The organism is Blastococcus sp. SYSU D00922 (genome assembly GCF_054050495.1).
The window spans coordinates 206,760-228,670 of record NZ_JBJGZL010000006.1; the positions used below are offsets into that span (position 1 = coordinate 206,760).

Annotated in this window: 19 protein-coding genes, 1 tRNA gene and 1 riboswitch; of the genes, 13 read left to right on the top strand and 7 right to left on the bottom strand. The window is 75.5% G+C overall.

Annotation, left to right across the window (positions count from 1 at the left end; all coding sequences use genetic code 11):
• Positions 1-196 precede the first annotated feature (196 nt).
• The 8 genes from lepA to ACI78T_RS11345 all read left to right on the top strand — a co-directional run bounded on the left by lepA (position 197) and on the right by ACI78T_RS11345 (position 12,070).
• Positions 197-2,026 carry a translation elongation factor 4 gene (gene lepA, locus ACI78T_RS11310; protein WP_456558190.1) on the top strand — a complete coding sequence of 610 codons (1,830 nt, stop codon included), beginning with the start codon at positions 197-199 and terminating at the stop codon, positions 2,024-2,026.
• Positions 2,023-2,679, top strand: a complete 657-nt coding sequence (locus ACI78T_RS11315; RefSeq protein ID WP_456558191.1) for an MOSC domain-containing protein — start codon at positions 2,023-2,025, stop codon at positions 2,677-2,679. Before lepA ends, ACI78T_RS11315 begins: the two co-directional genes overlap by 4 nt.
• A 68-nt stretch (positions 2,680-2,747) precedes the next feature.
• Entirely contained in the window at positions 2,748-3,452 is a 705-nt protein-coding gene (locus ACI78T_RS11320; protein ID WP_456558192.1) for an LppX_LprAFG lipoprotein, read from the top strand.
• Entirely contained in the window at positions 3,421-5,154 is a 1,734-nt protein-coding gene (locus ACI78T_RS11325; protein ID WP_456558193.1) for an MFS transporter, read from the top strand. Before ACI78T_RS11320 ends, ACI78T_RS11325 begins: the two co-directional genes overlap by 32 nt.
• A gap of 1 nt (position 5,155) precedes the next feature.
• A riboswitch (guanidine-III (ykkC-III) riboswitch) is annotated at positions 5,156-5,221 on the top strand.
• A 10-nt stretch (positions 5,222-5,231) separates the two neighbouring features.
• On the top strand, positions 5,232-5,546 hold the full coding sequence (locus tag ACI78T_RS11330) for a DMT family transporter (RefSeq protein WP_456558194.1): 315 nt from the start codon (positions 5,232-5,234) through the stop codon (positions 5,544-5,546).
• A 50-nt stretch (positions 5,547-5,596) separates the two neighbouring features.
• Positions 5,597-9,190: a BTAD domain-containing putative transcriptional regulator gene (locus ACI78T_RS11335; protein WP_456558195.1), complete on the top strand. Its 3,594-nt coding sequence runs from the start codon at positions 5,597-5,599 to the stop codon at positions 9,188-9,190.
• Positions 9,187-10,578: an FAD-binding oxidoreductase gene (locus ACI78T_RS11340; RefSeq protein ID WP_456558196.1), complete on the top strand. Its 1,392-nt coding sequence runs from the start codon at positions 9,187-9,189 to the stop codon at positions 10,576-10,578. The genes ACI78T_RS11335 and ACI78T_RS11340 overlap by 4 nt, the downstream gene beginning before the upstream one ends.
• 97 nt (positions 10,579-10,675) lie before the next feature.
• On the top strand, positions 10,676-12,070 hold the full coding sequence (locus tag ACI78T_RS11345) for an FAD-binding oxidoreductase (RefSeq protein WP_456558197.1): 1,395 nt from the start codon (positions 10,676-10,678) through the stop codon (positions 12,068-12,070).
• 52 nt (positions 12,071-12,122) lie between these two features.
• On the opposite strand, the gene ACI78T_RS11350 is transcribed toward ACI78T_RS11345, so the two are convergent.
• On the bottom strand, positions 12,123-12,659 hold the full coding sequence (locus ACI78T_RS11350; RefSeq protein WP_456558198.1) for a Clp protease N-terminal domain-containing protein: 537 nt from the start codon (positions 12,657-12,659) through the stop codon (positions 12,123-12,125).
• Between the two features lie 3 nt (positions 12,660-12,662).
• On the bottom strand, positions 12,663-12,896 hold the full coding sequence (locus ACI78T_RS11355) for a helix-turn-helix domain-containing protein (protein WP_456558199.1): 234 nt from the start codon (positions 12,894-12,896) through the stop codon (positions 12,663-12,665).
• 118 nt (positions 12,897-13,014) lie between these two features.
• On the opposite strand from ACI78T_RS11355, the gene ACI78T_RS11360 reads away from it, so the two are divergent.
• A complete protein-coding gene (locus ACI78T_RS11360) occupies positions 13,015-13,326 on the top strand; it encodes a hypothetical protein (protein WP_456558200.1) in 312 nt (103 codons plus the stop codon).
• Between the two features lie 4 nt (positions 13,327-13,330).
• On the opposite strand, the gene ACI78T_RS11365 is transcribed toward ACI78T_RS11360, so the two are convergent.
• Entirely contained in the window at positions 13,331-13,639 is a 309-nt protein-coding gene (locus ACI78T_RS11365) for a hypothetical protein (RefSeq protein WP_456558201.1), read from the bottom strand.
• The gene (locus ACI78T_RS11370; RefSeq protein ID WP_456558202.1) at positions 13,636-14,622 is read right to left on the bottom strand and encodes a zinc-binding dehydrogenase; all 987 of its coding nucleotides are present in this window, start codon (positions 14,620-14,622) and stop codon (positions 13,636-13,638) included. Before ACI78T_RS11370 ends, ACI78T_RS11365 begins: the two co-directional genes overlap by 4 nt.
• A gap of 93 nt (positions 14,623-14,715) precedes the next feature.
• Between ACI78T_RS11370 and ACI78T_RS11375 the strand changes: the two genes are divergently transcribed.
• A complete protein-coding gene (locus tag ACI78T_RS11375) occupies positions 14,716-15,573 on the top strand; it encodes a class I SAM-dependent methyltransferase (RefSeq protein WP_456558203.1) in 858 nt (285 codons plus the stop codon).
• A gap of 4 nt (positions 15,574-15,577) precedes the next feature.
• On the opposite strand, the gene selD is transcribed toward ACI78T_RS11375, so the two are convergent.
• The gene (gene selD / locus ACI78T_RS11380) at positions 15,578-16,585 is read right to left on the bottom strand and encodes a selenide, water dikinase SelD (RefSeq protein ID WP_456558204.1); all 1,008 of its coding nucleotides are present in this window, start codon (positions 16,583-16,585) and stop codon (positions 15,578-15,580) included.
• Between the two features lie 590 nt (positions 16,586-17,175).
• Positions 17,176-17,745, bottom strand: a complete 570-nt coding sequence (locus ACI78T_RS11385) for a helix-turn-helix transcriptional regulator (RefSeq protein WP_456558205.1) — start codon at positions 17,743-17,745, stop codon at positions 17,176-17,178.
• 65 nt (positions 17,746-17,810) lie between these two features.
• Here ACI78T_RS11385 and ACI78T_RS11390 point away from each other — a divergent pair.
• The 3 genes from ACI78T_RS11390 to selB all read left to right on the top strand — a co-directional run bounded on the left by ACI78T_RS11390 (position 17,811) and on the right by selB (position 21,016).
• Positions 17,811-17,906, top strand: a tRNA-OTHER gene (locus tag ACI78T_RS11390).
• A 30-nt stretch (positions 17,907-17,936) separates the two neighbouring features.
• On the top strand, positions 17,937-19,241 hold the full coding sequence (gene selA / locus ACI78T_RS11395; RefSeq protein ID WP_456558206.1) for an L-seryl-tRNA(Sec) selenium transferase: 1,305 nt from the start codon (positions 17,937-17,939) through the stop codon (positions 19,239-19,241).
• Entirely contained in the window at positions 19,238-21,016 is a 1,779-nt protein-coding gene (gene selB, locus ACI78T_RS11400; protein WP_456558207.1) for a selenocysteine-specific translation elongation factor, read from the top strand. Before selA ends, selB begins: the two co-directional genes overlap by 4 nt.
• Positions 21,017-21,100: 84 nt before the next feature.
• On the opposite strand, the gene ACI78T_RS11405 is transcribed toward selB, so the two are convergent.
• Positions 21,101-21,868: an enoyl-CoA hydratase-related protein gene (locus tag ACI78T_RS11405; protein ID WP_456558208.1), complete on the bottom strand. Its 768-nt coding sequence runs from the start codon at positions 21,866-21,868 to the stop codon at positions 21,101-21,103.
• Positions 21,869-21,911 lie beyond the last annotated feature (43 nt).

Below are 21,911 nucleotides of genomic sequence, written 5' to 3' on the forward strand. Positions count from 1 at the left end.
GTCTGGAGGGGATGGTTCTGACAATGCGTCCGGGCGGTAGGCGCCACAGGACCGGCCTGCAAGATTACCAGCGTCGTCGTCCCGGGCCCACCCCGGCACCGGGCGACCCACGGCACACGCCCGGGAGCACCCTGGCACACCCGGTTTCCCGGTACTCGCCCGGAGCAGGCCGCGGCCGTGGGACGATGGCGGCACTGTGACGACACCTGCCACCACTGATCCGGCCCGTATCCGGAACTTCTGCATCATCGCCCACATCGACCACGGCAAGTCGACGCTGGCCGACCGGATGCTCGAAGTCACCGGGATCATCGAGGCACGGCAGATGCGCGCCCAGTACCTCGACCGCATGGACATCGAGCGCGAGCGCGGCATCACCATCAAGGCGCAGAACGTCCGCCTGCCGTGGAAGGTCGGGGACGACGAGTACGTCCTCGACATGATCGACACCCCGGGCCACGTCGACTTCACGTACGAGGTGAGCCGCTCGCTGGCCGCGTGCGAAGGGGCCGTGCTCCTCGTCGACGCCGCCCAGGGCATCGAGGCCCAGACGCTGGCCAACCTCTACCTGGCGCTCGAGAACGACCTCACGATCATCCCGGTGCTCAACAAGATCGACCTGCCGGCGGCCCAGCCCGAGAAGTACGCCGCCGAGATCGCGCACATCATCGGCTGCGAGCCCGAGGACGTGCTGCGGGTCAGCGGCAAGACCGGCGAGGGCGTCCCGGAGCTGCTCGACCGCATCGTCCAGGAGATCCCCGCGCCCGAGGGCCAGGCCGACGCCCCGGCACGGGCGATGATCTTCGACTCCGTCTACGACATCTACCGCGGCGTCATCACCTACGTCCGGGTCGTCGACGGCCGGATCTCCGCCCGGGACCGCATCAAGATGATGTCCACCGGCGCGACCCACGAACTGCTCGAGATCGGCGTCATCTCGCCCGAGCCGAAGCCGGTGGAGAGCCTCGGCGTCGGCGAGGTCGGCTACTTCATCACCGGCGTGAAGGACGTCCGCCAGTCCCGCGTCGGCGACACGGTGACCCTCCAGCACAAGCCGGCGGCGGAGTCGATCGGCGGCTACCGCGACCCCAGGCCGATGGTCTACTCCGGCCTCTACCCGATCGACGGCAGCGAGTACCCGCTGCTGCGCGAGGCCCTGGACAAGCTGCTGCTCAACGACGCCGCGCTCACCTACGAGCCCGAGACGTCGGCGGCGCTCGGCTTCGGCTTCCGCGTCGGCTTCCTGGGCCTGCTGCACCTGGAGATCGTCCGCGAGCGGCTCGAGCGCGAGGCGGGCATCAGCCTGATCTCGACCGCGCCGAACGTCGTCTACCGGGTCGTGATGGAGGACCGCTCCGAGATCACCGTGACCAACCCGAGCGACTGGCCCGAGGGCAAGATTGACACGGTCTACGAGCCGGTCGTCAACGCGACGATCATCGCCCCCAGCGACTACACCGGCGCGATCATGGAGCTCTGCCAGGGCCGGCGCGGCCAGCTCGGCGGGATGGACTACCTGAGCGAGTCGCGGGTCGAGCTGCGCTACACGCTGCCCCTCGGCGAGATCATCTTCGACTTCTTCGACGCCCTGAAGTCGCGCACCCGCGGCTACGCCTCGCTGGACTACCAGGAGGCCGGCGAGCAGGAGTCGCAGCTGGTCAAGGTGGACATCCTGCTCCAGGGCGAGGCCGTCGACGCGTTCAGCGCGATCGTGCACAAGGACAAGGCCTACAGCTACGGCGTGATGATGGCCGGCAAGCTGCGCGAGCTCATCCCGCGGCAGCAGTTCGAGGTGCCCATCCAGGCCGCCGTCGGCTCCCGGGTCATCGCCCGCGAGACCGTCCGCGCCATCCGCAAGGACGTCCTCGCCAAGTGCTACGGCGGTGACATCACCCGCAAGCGGAAGCTGCTGGAGAAGCAGAAGGAGGGCAAGAAGCGCATGAAGATGGTCGGCCGCGTCGAGGTCCCCCAGGAGGCCTTCGTGGCCGCGCTCTCCACGAACGAGCCGACCGCCGGCAAGAAGTGACCGGTCGCCTCGAGGCGGTCTGCGTCTCCGGCCCCCGGCCGATCCGCCTGCCGCGGGCGGGGGACACGACCAGCGCCATCGACAAGCGGCCGGTCGCCGGCCGGGTCACCGTCCACCCCCTCGGTCTGGACGGCGACGTGCAGGTCAACAAGAAGTGGCACGGCGGCGAGGGGCAGGCGCTCTACGCGTACGCGCAGGAGGACGCCGACTGGTGGGCCGCCGAGCTCGGTCGTGAGCTGCCGCCGGGGAGCTTCGGCGAGAACCTGCGCACCCGCGGGCTCGACCTGACCGGCGCCGTCCTCGGTGAGCGGTGGCGCATCGGCGACGTGCTGGTCGAGGTGACCGCTCCGCGCACGCCCTGCGCCAAGCTCCAGGCGCACTGGGGTGTCCCGCGGCTGATCAAGCGGTTCACCGAGCGCGGGCTGCCCGGCGCCTACCTGCGGGTGCTGGAGACCGGCGACATCGGCGCCGGCGACGAGATCGAGGTCGTCGAGCGCCCCCACCACGGCATCACCATCCGCACGGCCTTCCGCGCCTTCACCACGGACCGCGACCTGATGGCCGACCTCGGGCCCGCCCGCGACGTGCTCCCCACCCGCAACCGGCCGAAGGTCGACGCGGCGGTGGCCGAGCGGACCGGCGCCTCGGTCTGACGTCGGCCGCGCGCTACTGTCCGCCGCGGTACGCCGGTCGCTCCCGCCCGGCCGACGGGGAGGTCGCCATGCTGCGCCGTACGGCGAGCTCGTTGCTCGCGCTGGCCGTGTTCGCCGTCCCGGTGCTCGCCGGCTGCGGAGGTGACGACGAGCCGGAGGAGTCGGCGGCTGATCTGCTGGCCCGCGCGAAGACGGTGCTGGACGAGACGCAGACCGCGCACTTCGTGCTGGGCAGCGATGGGGCGCCCGACACCGGCACCGCGCTGATCGGCGGCGAGGGCGACATCGCCCGGCCCTCCTCGTTCGAGGGCACGCTGCAGGTGCGGGCGCTCGGGTCGGCCCTCGACCTCGCGGTCGTCTCGGTCGACGGCACGGTCTACGCGCAGCTGCCGTTCTCGTCGTCCTTCAGCGTGGTCGACCCCGCCCAGTTCGGGTTCGGCGACCCCGGTGCCCTGCTCGACGAGCAGACCGGCATCTCGCAACTGCTCGCCGAGGCGGAGTCCGCCGAGCTGGGCGAGGAGCGCCGGGTGGACGGCGAGGTGGTCCGCGAGGTGACCGCCGAGCTGCCCGGCGACCTGGTCGAGCAGATCCTCACCAGCGCCGACCCGGAGCAGCCGGTGCAGGCCCGGTTCAGCATCGCGAGCGAGAGCGGGCAGCTGCGCCGGGCCGTCCTGACCGGGCCGTTCTTCGACGCCGGGGACGACGCCACCTTCACCGTCGACCTGAGCGACTTCGGGGCCGATGTCGAGATCACCGCACCCGCCACCGGCTGACCAGGCGGCACGGGCCCGGTCCCTGCCGCTCGTCGTCCTCGCCACGCTCGCCGTCCTCGTCACCGCGGCCGACACCTACGTCGTCGTCCTGGCGCTGCCCGACATCCTCACCGGGGTCGGCGTCGGGCTCGACGAGCTGCAGCGGGCCACCCCGATAGTCGGCGGCTTCCTGCTCGGCTACACCGCCACCCTGCCGCTCCTCGGACGGCTGGCCGACCTGCGCGGGCGGGTACCGGTCCTCGTGGGCTGCCTCCTGCTGTTCGCGCTGGGCTCGCTCCTGACCGCCACCGCCGACGCGCTGGGGCTCGCGGTCCTCGGCCGTGGCCTGCAGGGCATCGGCGCCGGTGGGCTGGTGCCCGCTACGCTCGCGCTCGTCGCCGACCGCTGGCCGCCCGAGCGGCGGGCGCTGCCCCTGGGCGTCGTCGGCGCCGTGCAGGAGGCGGGGGCGGTCCTCGGACCCCTCGCCGGTGCGGCGGTCCTGGCCGTCGGCGACTGGCGGGCGATCTTCTGGCTCAACCTGCTCCTCGGGCTCGGCCTGGCCGTCGGCGCGCATCTCACCGGGGGTGCGCGGCGTCCCGACCTCCTCGGGCTCGCGCTGGGCTCGCTCGCCGCGATCGCGCTCGGCCTGCAGCTGGCCGCCCCGCCGGCGCTCGCCGAGGACGTGACGCTGGGGCTGCTCTACGTGCCGGTCCTCGGGTCCCTGGAGTGGACGACGCCGCTGGTGCTGGTCGCCGGGGCGGCCGGCATCGCGCTGGTGGTGCGCAGCCTGGTCCGGCCGGACGGCGCGGTCCTGCCGCTGCGGGGGCTCCTCCGGCTGGCCCGCGAGGTGGACGTCGTCGGCTCGGCGCTGGTCGTCGTGGCGCTGGGCAGCCTCGTCTGGGCCTTCGCGGCCGCCGACCCCGCCACCGAGGTCGTCGCGCACGGCGCGGTGCTCCTGCCGCTGGCCGCGCTCGCCGGCGCGGTCTTCGTGTGGCACGAGCGGCGCACCCCGGCGCCGGTGCTGCCGCTCCCGGCGCTGCGGCCGGTCGGCGCCTGGGGTGCAATGCTGGTGAACCTGCTGGTCGGCGTCGCGCTGGTCGCCGCCCTGGTCGACATCCCGCTGTTCGCCCGCAGCACCACCACACCCGGCGACCAGCTCGGGGCGGCGCTGGTGCTGCTACGGCTGCTGGTGGCGGTGCCGGTGGGCGCGGTCGCCGGTGGGTGGCTGTGCCGCACCGTCCCGCCCCGCGTCGTCGCGGCCGCCGGCATGGCACTGTCCGCGCTCGCCTTCGTCGCCATGACCCGGTGGGACGCCACCTCGCTCGACGGGGCGTGGTCGACGGTCGTCCTGGTGGCCGCCGGTCTCGGCTTCGGCCTGGCCATCGCGCCGGTCAACGCGGTGCTGCTGGGCGTGACCGGAGCCGAGGTACACGGCAGCGCCAGCGCGCTCGCCGTCGTCGCCCGCACCGTCGGCATGCTGGCCGGGCTGTCGCTGCTCACCGCCGTCGCGCTGCGCCGCTTCACCGCGGAGGTCGACGCGATCGGCACCCCGTTCGAGCTGTGCCCGCGGACCCCCGCCGACTGCCCGGCCTACGACGCCGCAACGGACGCCGCGATCCTCACCCAGCTGCACACCGTCTTCGCCGGTGCCGCCGTGGCCGCCGCGGTGGCCGCGATCACCGCTCTGCTCCTGCTCCGCGAGACGCGAACCGTGAGAGCCTGAGGAGGAGCCGCGACGTCGGCTCCCGGACGAGGGGTGCCGTACCCGGAGTGCGACAAGACGGCCCGCGGAGGTCCGTCGTGTCCTGGTTCGTGCTCGTGCTGTCCGGTGTGCTGGAGGCCGTCTGGGCCACCGCCCTCGACCGCTCGCAGGGGTTCACCCGGCTCTGGCCGTCGGTGCTGTTCGTCGTCGCCCTCGTGCTGAGCATGGGTGGCCTCGCCTACGCCATGCGCGAGCTGCCGGTCGGCACCTCGTACGCGGTGTGGGTGGGCATCGGCGCGGTGCTCACGGTCGCCTACGCGATGGTCACCGGCGCGGAGTCGGCGTCGGTGGTCAAGCTCCTGCTGCTCGGCGGCATCGTCGGATGCGTCGTCGGGCTGAAGCTCGTGCACTGACCGGCCCCCTGCGGGCGGTTCCTCGTCTAGCTTTCCGCGGGGGAGGCGCTGTGGAGGACACCGGGCAGCTGCGGATCAGCCTGCTGGGTGCCTGCACGGCCTCCTCCGGGGGGACGCCGCTCGACCTCGGCGGGCCGCGGCAGCGCGCCGTCCTGGTCGTCCTCCTCCTGGCCCGTGGCGAGGTCGTGCCGGTGGAGCGGCTCACCGAGGCGGTGTGGGGCGACCGGCCGCCGGCCGACGCGGCCGGGGCGCTGCAGGCCTACGTGTCGCACCTGCGCCGCCGGGTGCAGCCGGGCAGCGCCGCCCGCACCCGGTCCTCGATCATCGTCAGCGCGGGCCGCGGCTACGCCGTGCGGCTGCCGCCGGACGCCGTCGACGTCTGGCGGTTCGAGCAGCTGCTGGACCGCTCCGGGACGACGCCGCCCGCCGACACCGCCCGGATCGTCGGCGAGGCGCTGGCGCTGTGGCGCGGCCCGCCGCTGAGCGAGTGGGCGGACGAGCCGTGGGCCGAGGCGGAGATCGCCCGGCTCACCGAGCTGCGGGCGGTCGCTCGGGAACGGCTGGCGGCGGCCCGGCTCGAGCTCGGCGAGGCGGCCCTGCTCGTCCCCGACCTGGAGACGATGGTCGCGGAGGAGCCGCTGCGCGAGGAGCGGTGGCGGCTGCTGGTGCTCGCGCTCTACCGGGCGAGCCGGCAGGCCGACGCCCTGGGCGCGCTCCGCCGCGCCCGCGCCACCCTCGCCGACGAGCTCGGCGTCGACCCCGGCCCGGCGCTGCGCGAGCTGGAGGAGCAGGTGCTCGCCCAGGCGCCGGAGCTCGGCGTGCCCGCCCAGCGCTCCCGGGCGCCCGCGCCCGCGCCGGCACCGGCCCCGGCTCCCGACGACCTGCTCGACCGCGAGCGGGAGCTGGACGCCGTCCGGTCCGCGCTCGACGACCTGGCGGCGGGCGAACCGCGGCTCCTGCTCATCGAGGGCCCGGCCGGCATCGGCAAGACGCGGCTGCTCACCGAGGCCCGCCGGCTCGCCACCGAGCGAGGGCTGCGGGTGCTCGCCGCCCGCGGCAGCCAGCTGGAGAAGACCTTCGGCTTCGGCGCCGTCCGGCAGCTGTTCGAGCCGCAGCTGGCCGACCCGGCGCGCCGGGAGGAACTGCTGAGCGGGGCCGCGGCCAGCGCGCGGGGCGTGTTCGACGTGGGCGGGGAGGCGCCGGACGGGTCGTTCGCCGCCCTGCACGGCCTGTACTGGCTGGCCGTCAACCTCACCGCGGACGGGCCGCTGGTGCTGGCGGTCGACGACGTCCAGTGGTGCGACAGCGCCTCGCTCCGGGCGCTGGCGTACCTGGTGCGCCGGCTCGACGCCGTCCCGGTGCTGGTGGTGGGCACCGTCCGCACCGGAGAGCCGCACGAGGACGAGGAGCTCCTGGCGGAGCTGGCGCTGGAGCCGGCCGCCGTCGTCCTCCGACCGGCGACGCTGTCGGCCGAGGCCGTCGCCGACCTGGTGGGACGGCGGCTGGGCGAGCCGGTGTCCCCGCTGTTCGCGCTGGCCTGCCACCGGACGACGTCGGGCAACCCGCTGCTGCTGCGCCAGCTGCTCCGCGCGCTGGAGGCCGACGGCGTCCGCCCCGACGCCGCCCACGCCGACGTCGTGGTGGCCGTCGGGTCGCGGGCGGTGTCCAGCATGGTGCTCATGCGGCTGCGCCGGCTCGGCGGTGCGGCCGCGGCCGTGGCTCGGGCCGCCGGCGTGCTCGGCGACGGGGCGCCGCTCCCGGTGGTCGCCGCGCTCGCCGACCTGACCGAGCAGGAGACCGCCGCGGCCCTCGCCGCCCTGGCGCGGGCCGAGATCCTCAAGGACGAGCAGCCGCTGGCGTTCGTCCACCCGCTGGTGCGGGAGGCGGTGTACCGCGACCAGCCCGCCGCGGAGCGGGCGCTGCGGCACGAGCGGGCCGCCCGGTTGCTGGGGGCGGCGGGCGCCGCCGACGAGCAGGTCGCGGCCCACCTCCTGCTCGCCCCGGTGCGCGGGGACGGCGGGGCGACCGAGGTGCTGTGCCGCGCCGCCCGGACGGCGGCCGAGCGCGGTGCCGCCGACAGCGCGGTCACCTACCTGCGGCGCGCGCTCGCCGAGCTGCCGCCGGGGGCGCCGCGCTGCGACCTGCTGCGCGACCTCGGCATGCTCGAGTCGCTGGTCGACGGCGCGGCCAGCACCGGGCACCTGCTCCAGGCCTACGACCACATGGAGGACCCGCTCGGACGCGCCGACGTCGCCGTGGCCATCGCCCGAACGCAGGTCTTCGCCAGCGCGCCCGGCATCGCCACCGCGTTCGCCCGCGCGGCCGCCGCGGCCCTGCCGCCCGAGCTCGGCGACCACCGCCAGGCGCTGCTGGCCATCGAGCTGGTCAGCGGGTACATGCACGCCCTCGACCCGGCGAGCTGGCGGCACCCGGTGCCGGAGCCGGAGGGGGAGGGGTACGGCGCCCTGATGCTGGCGGCGGCCCTGGCCTACGACACCACCATCGAGGGGGCCGACCGCGAGCGCGCCGTCCGGCTGGCCCGTTTCGCGCTGCAGGGCGACCGCCTCTGGGCCGTCGACCACGGGCTGTTCTGGGTCATCGCGGCGATCATCCGGATGCTCGCCGACGACGACCTCGGCGACTTCTGGGCGCGCGCCCGCGCCGAGGCGCACGCCCGCGGATCGCTGTTCGCCGTCCTCTCGACCAACCTGTGGCAGGGCTTCTGGCACTGGCGCCGGGGGGAGCTCGCCGAGGCCGACTCGTGCCTCACCAACGCCCTGGACGAGAGCCGGATGTGGGGCGGCGAGGGCATCGCCCCGCCCTTCGCGCTCGCCTTCCTGATCGGCTGCCACCTCGACCGCGGGGACCTGGCGGCCGCCCGCGCGACCGCCGACGCGGCCGGTCCCGGTCCCGCGCCGGGGGACGGCGGCCGGTTGCTGCAGCACGCGATCGCGCGGGTGCTGACCGCCGAGGGGGAGCACGCCCGCGCCCTCGCCGTGCTCGACGCCGTCCCGACGCCGGTGCCCGTGCCCAACCCGGTCTGGAACCCGTGGCGCAGCACCGCGGCCCTCGCCCTGCGCGGCCTGGGCCGCACGGACGAGGCGGTCGCGGTCGCCGAGGAGGAGGTGCGGCTGCTGCGCCGCTGGGGCGCGCCGGGCCACCTCGGCGCGTCCCTGCGGCTGCTCGGCGAGCTGCGCGGGCCGGACGGGCTGCCCGAGCTGCGGGAGGCGGTGGACCTGCTGGCCGCTACGCCGGCCGCCGTCGACCTCGCCCGCGCGCGCTGCTCGCTCGGCGCCCGGCCGGAGCTGCCGGACGACGAGGCGGTCCCGCTGCTGAGGTCTGCCGTGGAGGAGGCGCACGCCCGCGGTGCGTTCGGGATCCGGGACCGTGCCCGGGCGGCGCTGCAGGAGCGGGGCCACCCCGACGCCGTCCACCGCGAGACGGTGCGGGCGGCGACGGCGACCGAGCGCCGCATCGTCGAGCTGTCGGCGGCCGGGCTGGGCGTGCACGAGGTCGCCCAGCAGCTGTTCCTCACGCCGGGGACGGTCCGGTCGGTGCTGGAGAAGGCGTCCGCCGACGGCCTCAAGTTCCTCTCAAGTCCGGCGGGCGAGGCTCGGGCACTGGCAACCGGGAGGACCCCGTGACGCAGCAGCAGATCCCCGCGGAGGCACCGGCCCGTGCGGCGGGACTGCGCGGCCTGTGCGGCGGCTCCGTCCAGCTGCCCGGCGACCCCGCCTACGACATGGCCCGCTCGCCCTGGAACCTCCAGATGCGCGACTACCCGGCCGCGGTGGCCTACCCGGCGTTCCCCGACGAGGTGGCCGAGGTGTTGGTGGCCGCCGCCGCGGCGGGCCTGCAGGTGGCCGCGCAGGGCACCGGCCACGGCGCGCCGCCGCTCGAGGGCCGGCTGGCCGACGCCGTGCTGCTGCGCACGTCGGCGATGACCGAGCTGGAGGTCGACGCCGACCGCCGCAGCGTGCGCGCGGGCGCCGGCGTCCTGTGGGGCGACCTCGCCGACGCCGCCGGCCGGCACGGGCTGGCCGCCCGGCATCCGTCGTCGCCCGACGTGGGGGTCGTCGGCTACACGCTGGGCGGCGGCATCGGCTGGTACGCCCGCGCGCTCGGCCTGCAGTGCAACGCCGTCACGGCGGTGGAGCTCGTGCTCGCCGACGGCTCCTTCGTCCGGGCGACCGCCGACAGCGACGCCGAGCTGTTCTGGGCGCTGCGCGGCGGGGCGGCCCCGCTGGGCGTCGTCACCGCCCTGGAGTTCTCGCTGTTCCCGCTGGAGAGCGTCGTCGCCGGGCACCTCTCCTGGGACTGGACGGCGGCCGAGCGGGTGCTGCCGGCGTGGGTGGCCTGGTGCGCGGACGCCCCCGAGGCGGCGACGACGGCGTTCCGGCTGCTCGACGTGCCGGCCGACGAGACGATCCCGGCCGAGCTGCGGGGCCGGCGGATCGCGATGATCGACGGCGCGGTGCTCGGCGACGACGACTCCGCCGCGGAGGTGCTGGCGCCGCTGCGCGCGCTGCGCCCCGAGTTCGACACGGTCGCCCGGGTGCCCGCGGCCTCGCTCGTGCGGCTGCACCTGGACCCCGAGGGGCCCACGCCCGCCTACGCCAGCAGCACCCTGGTGTCCGGGCTCCCGGACGCGGCTGTCGCGGGCATCCTCGACGCCGTCGGCCCCGGCTCGGGCACCCGGCTGGCCGCGGCGGAGCTGCGCCAGCTCGGCGGGGCGCTGGCCAGGCCGGACCCCGACGGCGGTGCGCTGGCCGCCCTCGACGGGAAGTTCCTCGCGCTCGGGCTCGGCCTGGGCGGCGGGGACGACGAGCACTGGGCGCGCCAGCGCGCCGATGCCACCCGCTTCCTGTGCGCGGTGGAGCCGTGGGCCACGGGGCGGCAGTACCTGCCGATGCTCGACGCCCGCACCGACACCCGAAAGGTCTTCCCGCCCGGGGTGCACGCGCGGCTGTCCGCCGTCCGCCGTGCCGTCGACCCCGGCGACCTGTTCCTCGCCGCCCACGACGCGACCTGAGGCGCACTTCAAGGACGGCCTCAAGCCCGTCGCAGCCGCCCGTCAAGCGCCCGGCGCCACGGTTCCTCCATCAGCTCGATCCGACCTGGAGGACCCCGTGACCCTCACCCTCGACGCCCCCTACGTCGACCTGGAGACCTCGTTCGACGCCCTGCGCGCCGAGCTGACCGGCTCCCTGCACACCCCCGACGACCCCGGGTACGACGCGCTCGTCAGCCCTTGGAACCTCGCCGTCCCGATGCGCCCGGCCGCGGTCGTCGCCGTCCGGACGGCCGAGGACGTGGCCGCGACCGTCCGCTTCGCCGGCGCGCACGGCTTCACCGCCGGCGTCCAGGCGACCGGCCACGGCGCCGAGGCGTCGCTCGCCGGCCACCTGCTGGTCGTCACCCGCGGCCTGGACGAGTGCACGGTCCACCCCGAGGGCTGGGCCCGCGTGGGTGCCGGCGTCAAGTGGTCGCGCCTGGTCCCCGAGGCCGCGCGCTACGGCCTGGCTGGGGTGAACGGCTCCACCACCGACGTCGGCATCGTCGGCTACACGACCGGCGGGGGCGTCGGCCCCATGGCCCGGACCTACGGCATCAACGCCGACCGGGTGCGCGCGTTCGAGGTGGTCACCGGCGACGGCGTCCTCCGGCGGGTGACCGCCGCCGACCACCCGGACCTGTTCTTCGCTCTCCGCGGCGGCAAGGGTGCAGCCGGCATCGTGACCGCGCTCGAGTTCGACCTGGTCCGCATGCCGGAGTTCTACGGCGGCGCGATCTACTTCGACGGCGCCGACGCCGCACGGGTCATCGACCGGTGGCGGGGATGGGTCGACGCGCTGCCGGAGCAGGGGACGACGTCGTTCGTCATCTTCCAGCTGCCCCCGCTGCCCGACGTGCCGCCGCCGCTGGCCGGGCGGATGACCCTCGGCATCCGGTTCCTGTGGACCGGGGAGCCGGGGGAGGGCGCCCGCCTTCTCGACGAGATCCGCGCGACGGCGCCGGTGATCCTGGACGACGCCCGGCTGCGCCCCTACGCCGAGATCGACGCGGTGCACGCCGACCCGGTCGACCCGATGCCGGTCGTCGACCCGGCGATCCTCCTGGACGGGTTCCCGGCGGAGGCGGCGGAGCGCCTGCTGGCCGTCGCCGGGTACGGGTCCGGCTCGCCGCAGGTCATGGTCGAGGTGCGGCACCTCGGTGGCGCCTACGCCCGCGAGGGCGCCGTCCCGAGCGCCTTCAGCCACCGGGCGGCGAAGTTCAGCGTGCTGACCGTCGCGGTCGCGGCGGACGAGGCCATGGCCGCCGGCGCCCTGGCGCACGCCGACCAGGTGTTCAGCGCCCTGGCCGACTGGGACACCGGTGGCGTGTGGCCGAACTTCGGCGTCCCGCACGACGCCGAGTCGGCCCGGCGTTGCTACGACGAGCCGACCCTGGCCCGGCTCCGCGAGGTCGTGGGCACCTACGACCCGCAGGGCGTCCTGCAGGCGGGGGCGTACACCCGGGCCTGAGGCCCGGCCGCCGGTGCCCGGACGTGGTCGCCACGTCCGGGCACCGGCGCGTTCAGGCCGCGAGGGCGGCCGTGAGGTCGCGGCGCAGCTCGACGGTGTCGACGCCCCGGTCGGAGAGCACCTTCATCGCCAGGCCCTCGCCCTCCCGCAGGAGGCCGAGGGCGATGTGCCCGTCGGCGATGCTCTTCGACTTCATCGCCAGCGCCTCGCGCAGGGAGAGCTCGAGCACCTTCTTGGCCCGCGGGGTGAACGGGATGTGGCCGGCCCGGCCGCGCTCGTCCGGCCGCCGGTCCAGGGCGCCGGGGCCGAAGCTCGCCTCGACGGAGCTACGGACGGCGTCCAGGTCGATCCCGAGGGCCGTCAGCGCCTCGGCGTCGATGTCGCCGTCCCCGACGTAGTGGCGCACGGCCTGGCTCACCGCGTCCCGGGTGAGCCCGTGCCGGGCGAGCACCGCGGCGCTCGGCGTCGGCTGGATCAGCAGGGCGAGCAGCAGGTGCTCGGTGCCGATCCGGCCCGAGTGCAGCCGTCGTGCCTCGTGCTGGGCGCCGACCACGGCCTGCCGCGCCTCGGTGGTGAACCGCTCGAACATGGGTCAGTCCCTCCGCCGGAGCGGTCCGCGACCGCTCGCGTACTTCTTGTGCACCGCCTGCCGGCTCACGCCCAGGAGCTGGGCGATCTGCTCCCACGTCCAGCCCTGGTCGCGCGCGTTGCCCACCTGGAGCGCCTCCAGCCGCTCGACGAGCGTCCGCAGGGAGCGCACGGCCTTGAGGCCGATCGCGGGATCCCGGCTGCCGGCGGCCGATGCCACCTGCGCTGTGTCCGCCATGCCTGTCAACCTAAGTTGCGTTCGCGACCCGTGTCAACCTCGATTGACAGCGGCGGCGCTAGGTTGGGCGCCGGTCCGGGAGAAGACCGGGCCGCCCGCCGCCCGAGCGGAGGACGTCATGACCTACGGATTCGTCATGGACGTACCGGCCCCGATCCAGTTCTACGACCTGCTGCACGGCGAGCTCGCCCGCCGGACGGCCGGCGACGTCGTCGAAGGGCTGCTGCTGCACGTGGCCCGGCAGACGGGTGCCGGGTTCCAGATCGTCGAGGTGTGGGAGTCCAATGAGCTCTGCGACCGGTACACCGCCGAGCTCGTGAACCCGGTGATCGCCGAGCTCTCGGGTGGACGGCCGATGCCGATGGCGCCGGCGATCGAGGAGTTCGAGCCGCGGGGGCTGGTCGTCCCCGCCGCCCACGTCTTCGCCTGACCGGTCAGCCGGGCTCGGCCACCTCGAAGTGCGTCACGGTGACCTCGCGCTCGACGAGGTACCGGTCGTCCTCCGGGTAGAAGACGGCGCGGGAGACGTCCTCGCCGGCGAACCCGGAGACGACGTCGAGGGAGTCCCAGAAGCTCAGCGTCACGATCTCGGTCCGGCCGCCGTCGAGGTCGCGGGTGAGCAGGTGCGCGCCGCGGTTGCCCGGCGTCCGGCGGTAGTGGGCCATCCCGGTCTCCTCCACGTAGGAGACGTAGACGTCGCGGTCCTCCGTGCGGACCCAGCCGCGCCACATGCGAGCGATCACGGCGTCCCCTCCGGGCTACAGAGCGTGAAGACGATCTTCCCGGCGGTGCGGCCCTCGAGCATCCGCTCGAACCCCTCGCGGGCCTGGCTGAGCGGCAGCTCGACGTCGATCTCGGGGCGGATGCCGGTGACGCTGCACAGCTGGATCAGCGACTCGAGCTCGGCCTTGGTGCCCATCGTCGAGCCGATGACCGACAGCTGGGTGAAGTAGATGCGGTTGAGCTCGGCGCCGGGGTTGAAGCCGGTGGTGGCACCGGAGGTGACGATGACCCCGCCGGGCTTGAGCGCCTTGACGCTGTGCGACCAGGTGGCCTCGCCGACGGTCTCCATCACGCCGTCCACCCGCTCGGGGAGGCGGGCGCCGGACTCGAACGCCTGGTCGGCGCCCAGCGCCAGGGCGGCGGCGCGCTTCTCCTCGCTGCGGCCGGTGACCCAGATCCGGTAGCCCGCGGCGCGCCCCAGCACGATGAGCGCCGTCGCCACGCCGCCGCTGGCGCCCTGGACGAGGACCGTCTGACCCGGCCGCAGGCCGGACCGCACGAACAGCATCCGGTACGCGGTGAGCCAGGCGGTGGGGAGGCAGGCGGCCTCGGCGAAGGACAGGTCGGCCGGCTTGGGCAGCAGGTTCCGCCTCGGGACGGCGACCCGCTCGGCCAGCGTGCCCTGGTGGACCTCGGAGAGCAGCGAGCGCTTGGGGTCCAGCGTCTCGTCGCCGCGCCAGTCGGGGCTGGAGATGACCGCGTGGACGACGACCTCGTTGCCGTCCTCGTCGATGCCGGCGGCGTCGCAGCCCAGGATCATCGGCATCTTCTCGGCCGGCAGACCCACCCCGCGCAGGCTGAACAGGTCGTGGTGGTTGAGCGAGGCGGCCTTGACCTGGATGGTCGTCCAGCCGTCGGGTGCCTCCGGCTCCGGCCGCTCGCCCACCTCCAGGACGGAGAGCGGGTCCTTCGGGGCGGGGGTCGAGACGAAGGCGGCGAGCATGGTCGGACGCTAACCGAGGCGCCCACCAGCGGCGACGCGGACCCGTGCACGAGCCCCTGGGCGGCGGGGGAGCCGTCCGGGACCATCGTTCGCATGTCGCAGCCCGCGCCGGTGGTCGACGAGGCGAACGCGCAGCAGTTCCGCGCCTGGAACGGGGACGACGCGCAGGACTGGGTGAGCAACGCCGACCGCTACGAGGCGGCCAGCGCCCGGTACGACCCGTGGCTCTTCCAGGCCGCCGCGATCGGCACCTCGGACCGCGTCCTCGACGTCGGCTGCGGCGCCGGGGTCTCGACCCGGGCGGCGGCGCGACTGGCGGCCGACGGCCAGGCCACCGGCCTCGACCTGTCGGCACCCCTGCTCGCGGAGGCCCGCCGGCGCACCGAGGCGGCCGGCCTGCGCAACGTCGACTTCGTCCAGGGCGACGCTCAGGTGCACCCGTTCGAGCCGGCCGGCCGCGACGTGGTGATCAGCCGGTTCGGCGTCATGTTCTTCGCCGACCCCGTCGCGGCCTTCACGAACATCGGGTCGGCGCTGCGGCCGGGGGGCCGGCTGGCCGTGGTGGTGTGGCAGGAGTTCTCCTGCAACGAGTGGCTGCGGCTGCTGGTCGAGACGCTGGCCGCGGGGCGGGACCTGCCCCGGCCGCCGCCGGGTGCACCGGGGCCGTTCGCGCTCGCCGACCCCGACGCCGTCAGGCGCATCCTGACGGCGGCCGGGTTCGGGGACGTCGACCTGGCCGACGTGCGGGAGCCGGTGCTGCTGGGTGCCGACGCGGACGACGCCTACGCCTACGTCAGCTCCCTGGGACCGGTCCGGGCCATGCTCGGCGGCCTCGACGAGCCGACCGGGGAGCGGGTGCTCGCGGAGTTGCGAGCGCGGCTCGCCGAGCGCGCCGGCCGCGACGGCGTACTGCTCGGCGCCGCCGCCTGGGTGGTGACCGCGCGCCGCTGATGCCTCAGCGGATGACGACCACGTGCTCCTGCCGGGGCACGAACTCGCCGATCACCGGGGCACCCGGGACCTCACCACCGAGCAGCAGCCCGCCGGACGTCTGCGCGTCGGCCAGCAGCAGCGCCTCCTCCTCAGGCACCGCCGAGAGGTCGGTGTGCGCTCGCACCCAGTCGAGGTTCCGCCGGGTACCGCCGGAGACGAACCCGTCGGCCAGGGCCTCGCGTGCCCCGGCCAGGTAGGGGACGGCGGCGGCGTCGACGACGGCGGTCACGCCGCTGGCCCGCGCCATCTTGTAGAGGTGCCCCAGCAGGCCGAACCCGGTGACGTCGGTGCCCGCACGGATTCCCGCGGCGACAGCGGCCCGGCCGGCGTCCCGGTTGAGCGCGGTCATCGAGGCGACCGCCTCCTCCGAGACCTCGCCGGTGGCCTTCATGCGGCTGTTGAGGACGCCGACGCCGAGCGGCTTGGTCAGCGAGAGCGCCGTCCCGGCCACGGCCGCGTCGTTGCGGATCAGCCGGTCGACGTCGACCAGCCCGGTGACCGCCATGCCGTACTTGGGTTCGGGGTCGTCGATGGAGTGCCCGCCGCCGACGTGGCAGCCGGCTTCCTGCGCCACCTCCAGCCCGCCGCGCAGCACCTCGGCGGCGAGCTCCGCGGGCAGCACGTCCCGCGGCCAGCCGAGCAGGTTGACGGCGACGACGGGGGTGCCGCCCATGGCGTACACGTCGGAGAGGGCGTTGGCCGCCGCGATGCGGCCGAACGTGTACGCGTCGTCGACCACGGGGGTGAAGAAGTCGGTGGTGAGCACCAGCCCCTGGCCACCGGTGATGCGGACCACGGCGGCGTCGTCGCCGTCGTCCAGACCCACCACCAGCTCGGCATTCGGCGACCCGGGACCGGTACCGGTCAGGCCGGCGACGACGGACTCCAGCTCGCCGGGCGGGATCTTGCAGGCGCAGCCGCCGCCGTGGGCGTACTGGGTGAGCCGGACGCGGGCCGGTGCGGTGGTCACGCGTCCGACGGTAGCCGTGGGCGCGCTACGACGTGATCACTGGTGAGCCCGCGCCCATGCCTCCCGGACATGACGGGGAATGGGTCCTCGATCAGCGATGCGCAGCCCCGAGTCCCGCGCCCACTGTCGCAGCTCAGCGTTGCCGACGGACCTCGGCGGGGTGGCCTGCGCGGCAGTGGCCGGCGGCGGTGCAGGTGGCGGCGGCGGGGGCAGGGGTGGTGCAGTCCGCGGGGACTGCTCTCCCACCGGTTGCTCACGCGGCGTCGGCACGGCATCGACGGGACCAGCCGGCAGCCGCTCTCGCGTCAGGCGGCCGTCGGACCGTCGGCGCGCCCAACTGCTGATCGTGACTCCCGCGATCACCGCGAGACCTGTGACTGCCGAGGCAGCCCAGACCGTCACGAGGGCCAGCCAGTCGGTCACCTCGACCGCCTCGTCGGGTGCCAGACCGTGCACGTCCCCGGCGTGGGCAGCGCGCACGTGGCGGAGAGCGAGGTCACGACGGAAAGGCTCGTCGACCAGGCCTCGACGGACACGGGGCGTCCGGAAAAGTCACACGACCGGGCGAGCCGGTCCGGGTCCGTCGACGGTCAGGCGCGGCCGCCGGGCAGGACCACCAGCCGGGGCGGACCCGCCGGCGCTCCGGCCCGCCCGAGGGCTCGGCCGGCCGGGTGCCGGTCGACCGGGGGCGTGCCGAGGTCGGCGAGCTCGCGGCGGGGAGCCGACTCCCCGGTGATCTCGACGCCCTCGATGCGGTCCTCCCGGAACCAGCGCACCGCCTCCCGCTCCCGGCACCACGCCACCAGGAACCAGTGCCTGCCGCTGCGGGCCAGCAGCTGCGGCTCGACCTCGCGCCGGGTCGTCGAACCGCGGCTGTCGCGGTACTCGAGGACGAGCACGCGGTGCCGAGACACCGCCTGCTCCAGGACCGCGCGGACCGCCGCCGAACGGCGGGCCTCGGCGCTGGTGGCCAGCAGCTCGGCGCGCCGCACCGGATCGGGCTCCAGGACGTCGAGCACCTTCTCGAGCGCGGCCCGCCCCTCGGCGGCGTAGGGGCCCTCGGGCTGGGCGGCCAGCGCCACGGCGACGGCCGCCGCCTGCTCGGGGGTGAGGGTGACCGGCGGCAGCGTCACGGGGGAGCGGGACTCGGTTCGGTTCACGCCGCGGATGCTGGCACCGGCCACCGACAGTTCCCGGTGACCCCGGCCGACGTAGGCTGCCGGGCGGAGGCGTCAGGGTGTCTGGTGACCCCCGCGGCCTCTAAAGCCGACGTGGCCGAGCAGCTCGGTCAGGCGGGTTCGATTCCCGTCCGCCTCCGCCAGACCTGTTGCCCACCTACGCTGCGGGAACGATGAGCGCCGACATCCGCAGGCAGGTGCCCCGCACCGACGTCCTGCTCGCCGACCCGCGGCTCGCCGCGGCCGGCGAGCGGCTCGGTCGCGGGCTGGTCAAGGGAGCCGTCCAGCGGGTCCAGCAGCGGATCCGGGAGGGCGAGGTCGCGCCACCGGAGGCGGTCGAAGCGGTCCTGGCCTCACTCCCCGGGACGGCGAGCAGCCTGCGGCCGGTGCTCAACGCGACCGGTGTCCTCGTGCACACCAACCTCGGCCGCTCCCCGCTCTCGCCGGCCGCGGTGGAGGCCATCACCGCGGCCGCCGGCACCACCGACGTCGAGCTCGACCTGGCCACCGGACGCCGCGGTCCTCGGGGCGAGGCCGCGATCGCGGCGCTGCTGGCGGCGGTGCCCGCCGCCGAGGCGGCGATCGTGGTGAACAACTGCGCCGCCGCGCTCGCACTGGTCGCCACCGCGCTCGGCCAGGGCCGGGAGCTGGTCCTCGCCCGCGGGGAGCTGGTCGAGATCGGCGACGGCTTCCGGATCCCGGAGCTGCTGACCTCCACCGGCGCCCGCCTCCGCGAGGTCGGGACGACGAACCGCGTCACGCTCGCCGACTACCGCGGCGCCCTGGGCCCCGAGACCGGCGCCGTCCTCAAGGTGCACCCTTCGAACTTCGTCGTCCGGGGCTTCACCCGGCAGGTCGAGGTGGCCGAGCTCGCCGCGGCGCTGGAGGACGTCCCCCTGGTCGCCGACATCGGGTCGGGGCTGCTGCGCCCGCACCCGCTGCTGCCCGACGAGCCCGACCTGCAGAGCACGCTGGCCGCCGGCGCCGACCTCGTGCTGGCCAGTGGCGACAAGCTGCTCGGTGGGCCGCAGGCCGGGTTGGTGCTCGGCCGGGCGGAGCTCGTGCAGCGGCTGCGCCGGCACTCCCTCTACCGGGCGCTCCGGGTCGACAAGACGACGCTCGCCGCCCTCGAGGCGACGCTCCGGGGCCCGCTCCCGCCGGTGCAGGAGATGCTGGCCGCGGACGTCGACGGCCTGCGGGCCCGCGCCGTCGCCCTCGCCACGCGGTTCACCAGGGCCGGCATCGACGCCGTCGTGGTGGACACCGAGGCGCGGGTCGGCGGGGGAGGGGCGCCGGAGCACCCGCTGCCCAGCGTCGCCGTCTCCCTCCCCGCGTCCTTCGCGGACCGGCTGCGGCTGGGCACGCCGCCGGTGGTCGGCTACGTCGAGGACGACCGCACGCTGCTGGACCTGCGCAGCCTGCTGCCGTCGGCGGACGACGACCTGGCCGCGGCCGTGATGGCGGTCGCCGCGCGATGACGGAGGTCAGCCGGCCGGACGTCAACCACATGGACGTCGTCGCGACGGCCGGGCACGTCGACCACGGGAAGTCCGCGCTGGTCCGCGCCCTGACCGGGATGGAGCCCGACCGCTGGGCCGAGGAGCGGCGGCGCGGACTGACGATCGACCTGGGTTTCGCCTGGACGACGCTGCGCTCGGGCCGCCGGGTGGCGGTCGTCGACGTGCCGGGGCACGAGAAGTTCGTCGGCAACATGCTCGCCGGGGTGGGCTCCGTGCCGGCCGCGCTGCTTGTCGTGGCCGCCGACGACGGCTGGTCCGCGCAGACCGCCGAGCACGTGGCGGTGCTGGACGCGCTCGGGGTGCGGCACGCGCTCCTCGCCGTCACGAAGTGCGACCTCGCCGACCCCGAGCCCGTTGTGGCCGACGTCCGGGAGCGGCTCGCGGGCACCTCCATGGGGGAGGTGCCGGCCGTCGCCATGAGCGCCCTGACCGGGGTGGGTGTCGTCGAGCTCGGCGCGGCCCTGGAGGACCTCCTCTCGGGCCTGCCGCCGGCCGACCCCGCCGCGGCCGTGCGGCTGTGGATCGACCGCGCCTTCACCATCAAGGGCGCCGGCACCGTCGTGACCGGGACGCTGGCAGCCGGCAGCGTGACCGCCGGCGACAGGTTCCTGCTCGGGGACCGCGAGGTCGTCGTCCGCCGCGTGCAGTCGCTCGGAGCGCCGGTCGAGCGGGCCGCGGCCACGGCGCGGGTCGCACTCAACCTGCGCGGGGTGGCGGTGGAGGAGCTCTCCCGCGGCGACGCACTGCTCACCCCTGGCGCGTTCCGGCTGACCGACGTCGTCGACGTGACGCTGACCGGCGAGGCGGGGGACCGGCTGCCCGCCGAGCCGGTGCTCCACATCGGGTCCGCGACGGTCGGTGCCCGCCTGCGCCCGCTGGACGGGCCGGCCCTGCGCCTGCGGCTGGCCACCGCCCTGCCGCTGCGGGTGGGGGACCGGGTGCTGCTGCGCGATCCCGGCACGCGCCGGGTGCTCGGGGCCGACGTCCGGGACGTCGACCCGCCCGACCTGCGGCGCCGCGGTGCGGCCCGGCAGCGCGCGGCCGAGCTCGCCGCCCAGCCGGGCGGTGCGGAGGGTGCGGCCGCCGACCTGGCGCGCCGCCGGATGGTCCGGGCCGACGACTTCGCCGCCATGGGGTGGCCCGTCCCGCCGGGTGCGACGGTCCACGGCCCGTGGCTGCTGGCGGCCGGGCTGGCCGACGACCTCGCTGCCCGGCTGCCCGACGTCGTCGCCCGCTACCGGAAGCTGCGGCCCCTGGAGCCGGGCCCGCCGGTGGCGGTGGTGCGCCAGGCGCTGGAGCTGCCGGACGCCGACCTCGTGGCTGCGATCGTCCGACCGCCGCTGGCCTTGCGCGACGGGCGCGTGGTCGACGGCTCGGCGGACCTGCCGCCGGAGGTGCAGGCGGCGGTCGACGGCGTCCGCCGGCGCCTCGCCGACGACCCGTTCGCCGCGCCGGAGGCGCCCGACCTGGCCGCCGCGGGGCTGGGGACGCGGGAACTGGCCGCCGCCGTCCGGAGCGGGCAGCTGCTCCGGATCGCCGAGGGCGTCTACCTGGCGCCGGGCATCGTGGACGAGGCCCGACGGCGCCTGCAGGCCATCGCGCAACCGTTCACGCTCAGCGAGGCACGGCAGGCGTGGGGCACCAGCCGCCGGGTCGCCGTCCCCCTGGCCGGGTGGCTGGACGCGCAGGGCGTGACCGTGCGGCTGCCGGACAACACCCGACGTCTGCGGTGACGACGCGCTCCTGGAGCGTTCCGCGCGCTCCTGGAGTGCTGCAGAGGTCGAGCAGCGCGAGTTGGACTCCAGGAGCGGGTGGTCTCAGTCCGCCGGGACCCAACGGGCGGGGCGCTTCTCGCGGAAGGCGGCGATGCCCTCCTGGCCCTCCTCGCCGGCGAAGAACCGCGCCGAGAGGTCGAGCAGGTCGTCGAACGCCAGGGTGCCCTGCCGCGCCCGCAGCAGCCGCTTGGTCTCGGCCAGGGCGCTGGGCGAGCCGGCGGTCAGGTGCACCAGCTGCGCGCGCAGCTCGCCGTCGACGTCGGCGTCGGGCACGGTGACGTCGACCAGGCCGCCGGCCTCGGCGACGGACGCGTCGAAGACCTGCCCGGTGAGCATCAGCCGGTGGGCCACGTGCGGCACCATCCGCGGCAGCACGACCGCGGAGATCACCGCGGGCACCAGCCCGAGCCGCACCTCGGAGAACGCGAAGGTCGCCGAGTCCCCGGCGACGACGACGTCGCAGGCAGCAGCCAGCCCCACACCGCCGGCCCGTGCCGGCCCGCGCACCACGGCGACCACCGGCTTGGGCGAGGACCACACCAGCTCGAGCAGCTCGGGGAACTCGCGGACGCCCTGGTCGTCGGAGCTGCCTCCGGCCGCCTCGGACAGGTCCATGCCGGAGCAGAAGACGCGGCCGGTGTGGTCGAGCACGACCACGCGCACCGCGTCGTCGGCCAGCGCGCCGGTCAGCGCCTCGCGCAGCTGGGCGCGCATCGCGCGGGAGAGGGCGTTGCGGTTGGCGGGGGAGTCCAGCGTCAGCGTCGCGACGCCGCGCGCCACCTCGACCTGCACCACTCGATCGGACGTCACAGCCGCATCCTGCCGGTCAGCGGCGCCGGCGCGGCACACTGGG

What these genes read in the sequence shown, in the direction of transcription:
- ACI78T_RS11360 (WP_456558200.1), top strand. Translation starts at nt 13,015, where the DNA reads ATGACCTACGGATTCGTCATGGACGTACCGGCCCCGATCCAGTTCTAC.
- ACI78T_RS11370 (WP_456558202.1), bottom strand. Translation starts at nt 14,622, where the DNA reads ATGCTCGCCGCCTTCGTCTCGACCCCCGCCCCGAAGGACCCGCTCTCC.
- ACI78T_RS11355 (WP_456558199.1), bottom strand. Translation starts at nt 12,896, where the DNA reads ATGGCGGACACAGCGCAGGTGGCATCGGCCGCCGGCAGCCGGGATCCC.
- ACI78T_RS11320 (WP_456558192.1), top strand. Translation starts at nt 2,748, where the DNA reads ATGCTGCGCCGTACGGCGAGCTCGTTGCTCGCGCTGGCCGTGTTCGCC.
- ACI78T_RS11375 (WP_456558203.1), top strand. Translation starts at nt 14,716, where the DNA reads ATGTCGCAGCCCGCGCCGGTGGTCGACGAGGCGAACGCGCAGCAGTTC.
- ACI78T_RS11350 (WP_456558198.1), bottom strand. Translation starts at nt 12,659, where the DNA reads ATGTTCGAGCGGTTCACCACCGAGGCGCGGCAGGCCGTGGTCGGCGCC.
- selB (WP_456558207.1), top strand. Translation starts at nt 19,238, where the DNA reads ATGACGGAGGTCAGCCGGCCGGACGTCAACCACATGGACGTCGTCGCG.
- selA (WP_456558206.1), top strand. Translation starts at nt 17,937, where the DNA reads ATGAGCGCCGACATCCGCAGGCAGGTGCCCCGCACCGACGTCCTGCTC.
- ACI78T_RS11325 (WP_456558193.1), top strand. Translation starts at nt 3,421, where the DNA reads ATGTCGAGATCACCGCACCCGCCACCGGCTGACCAGGCGGCACGGGCC.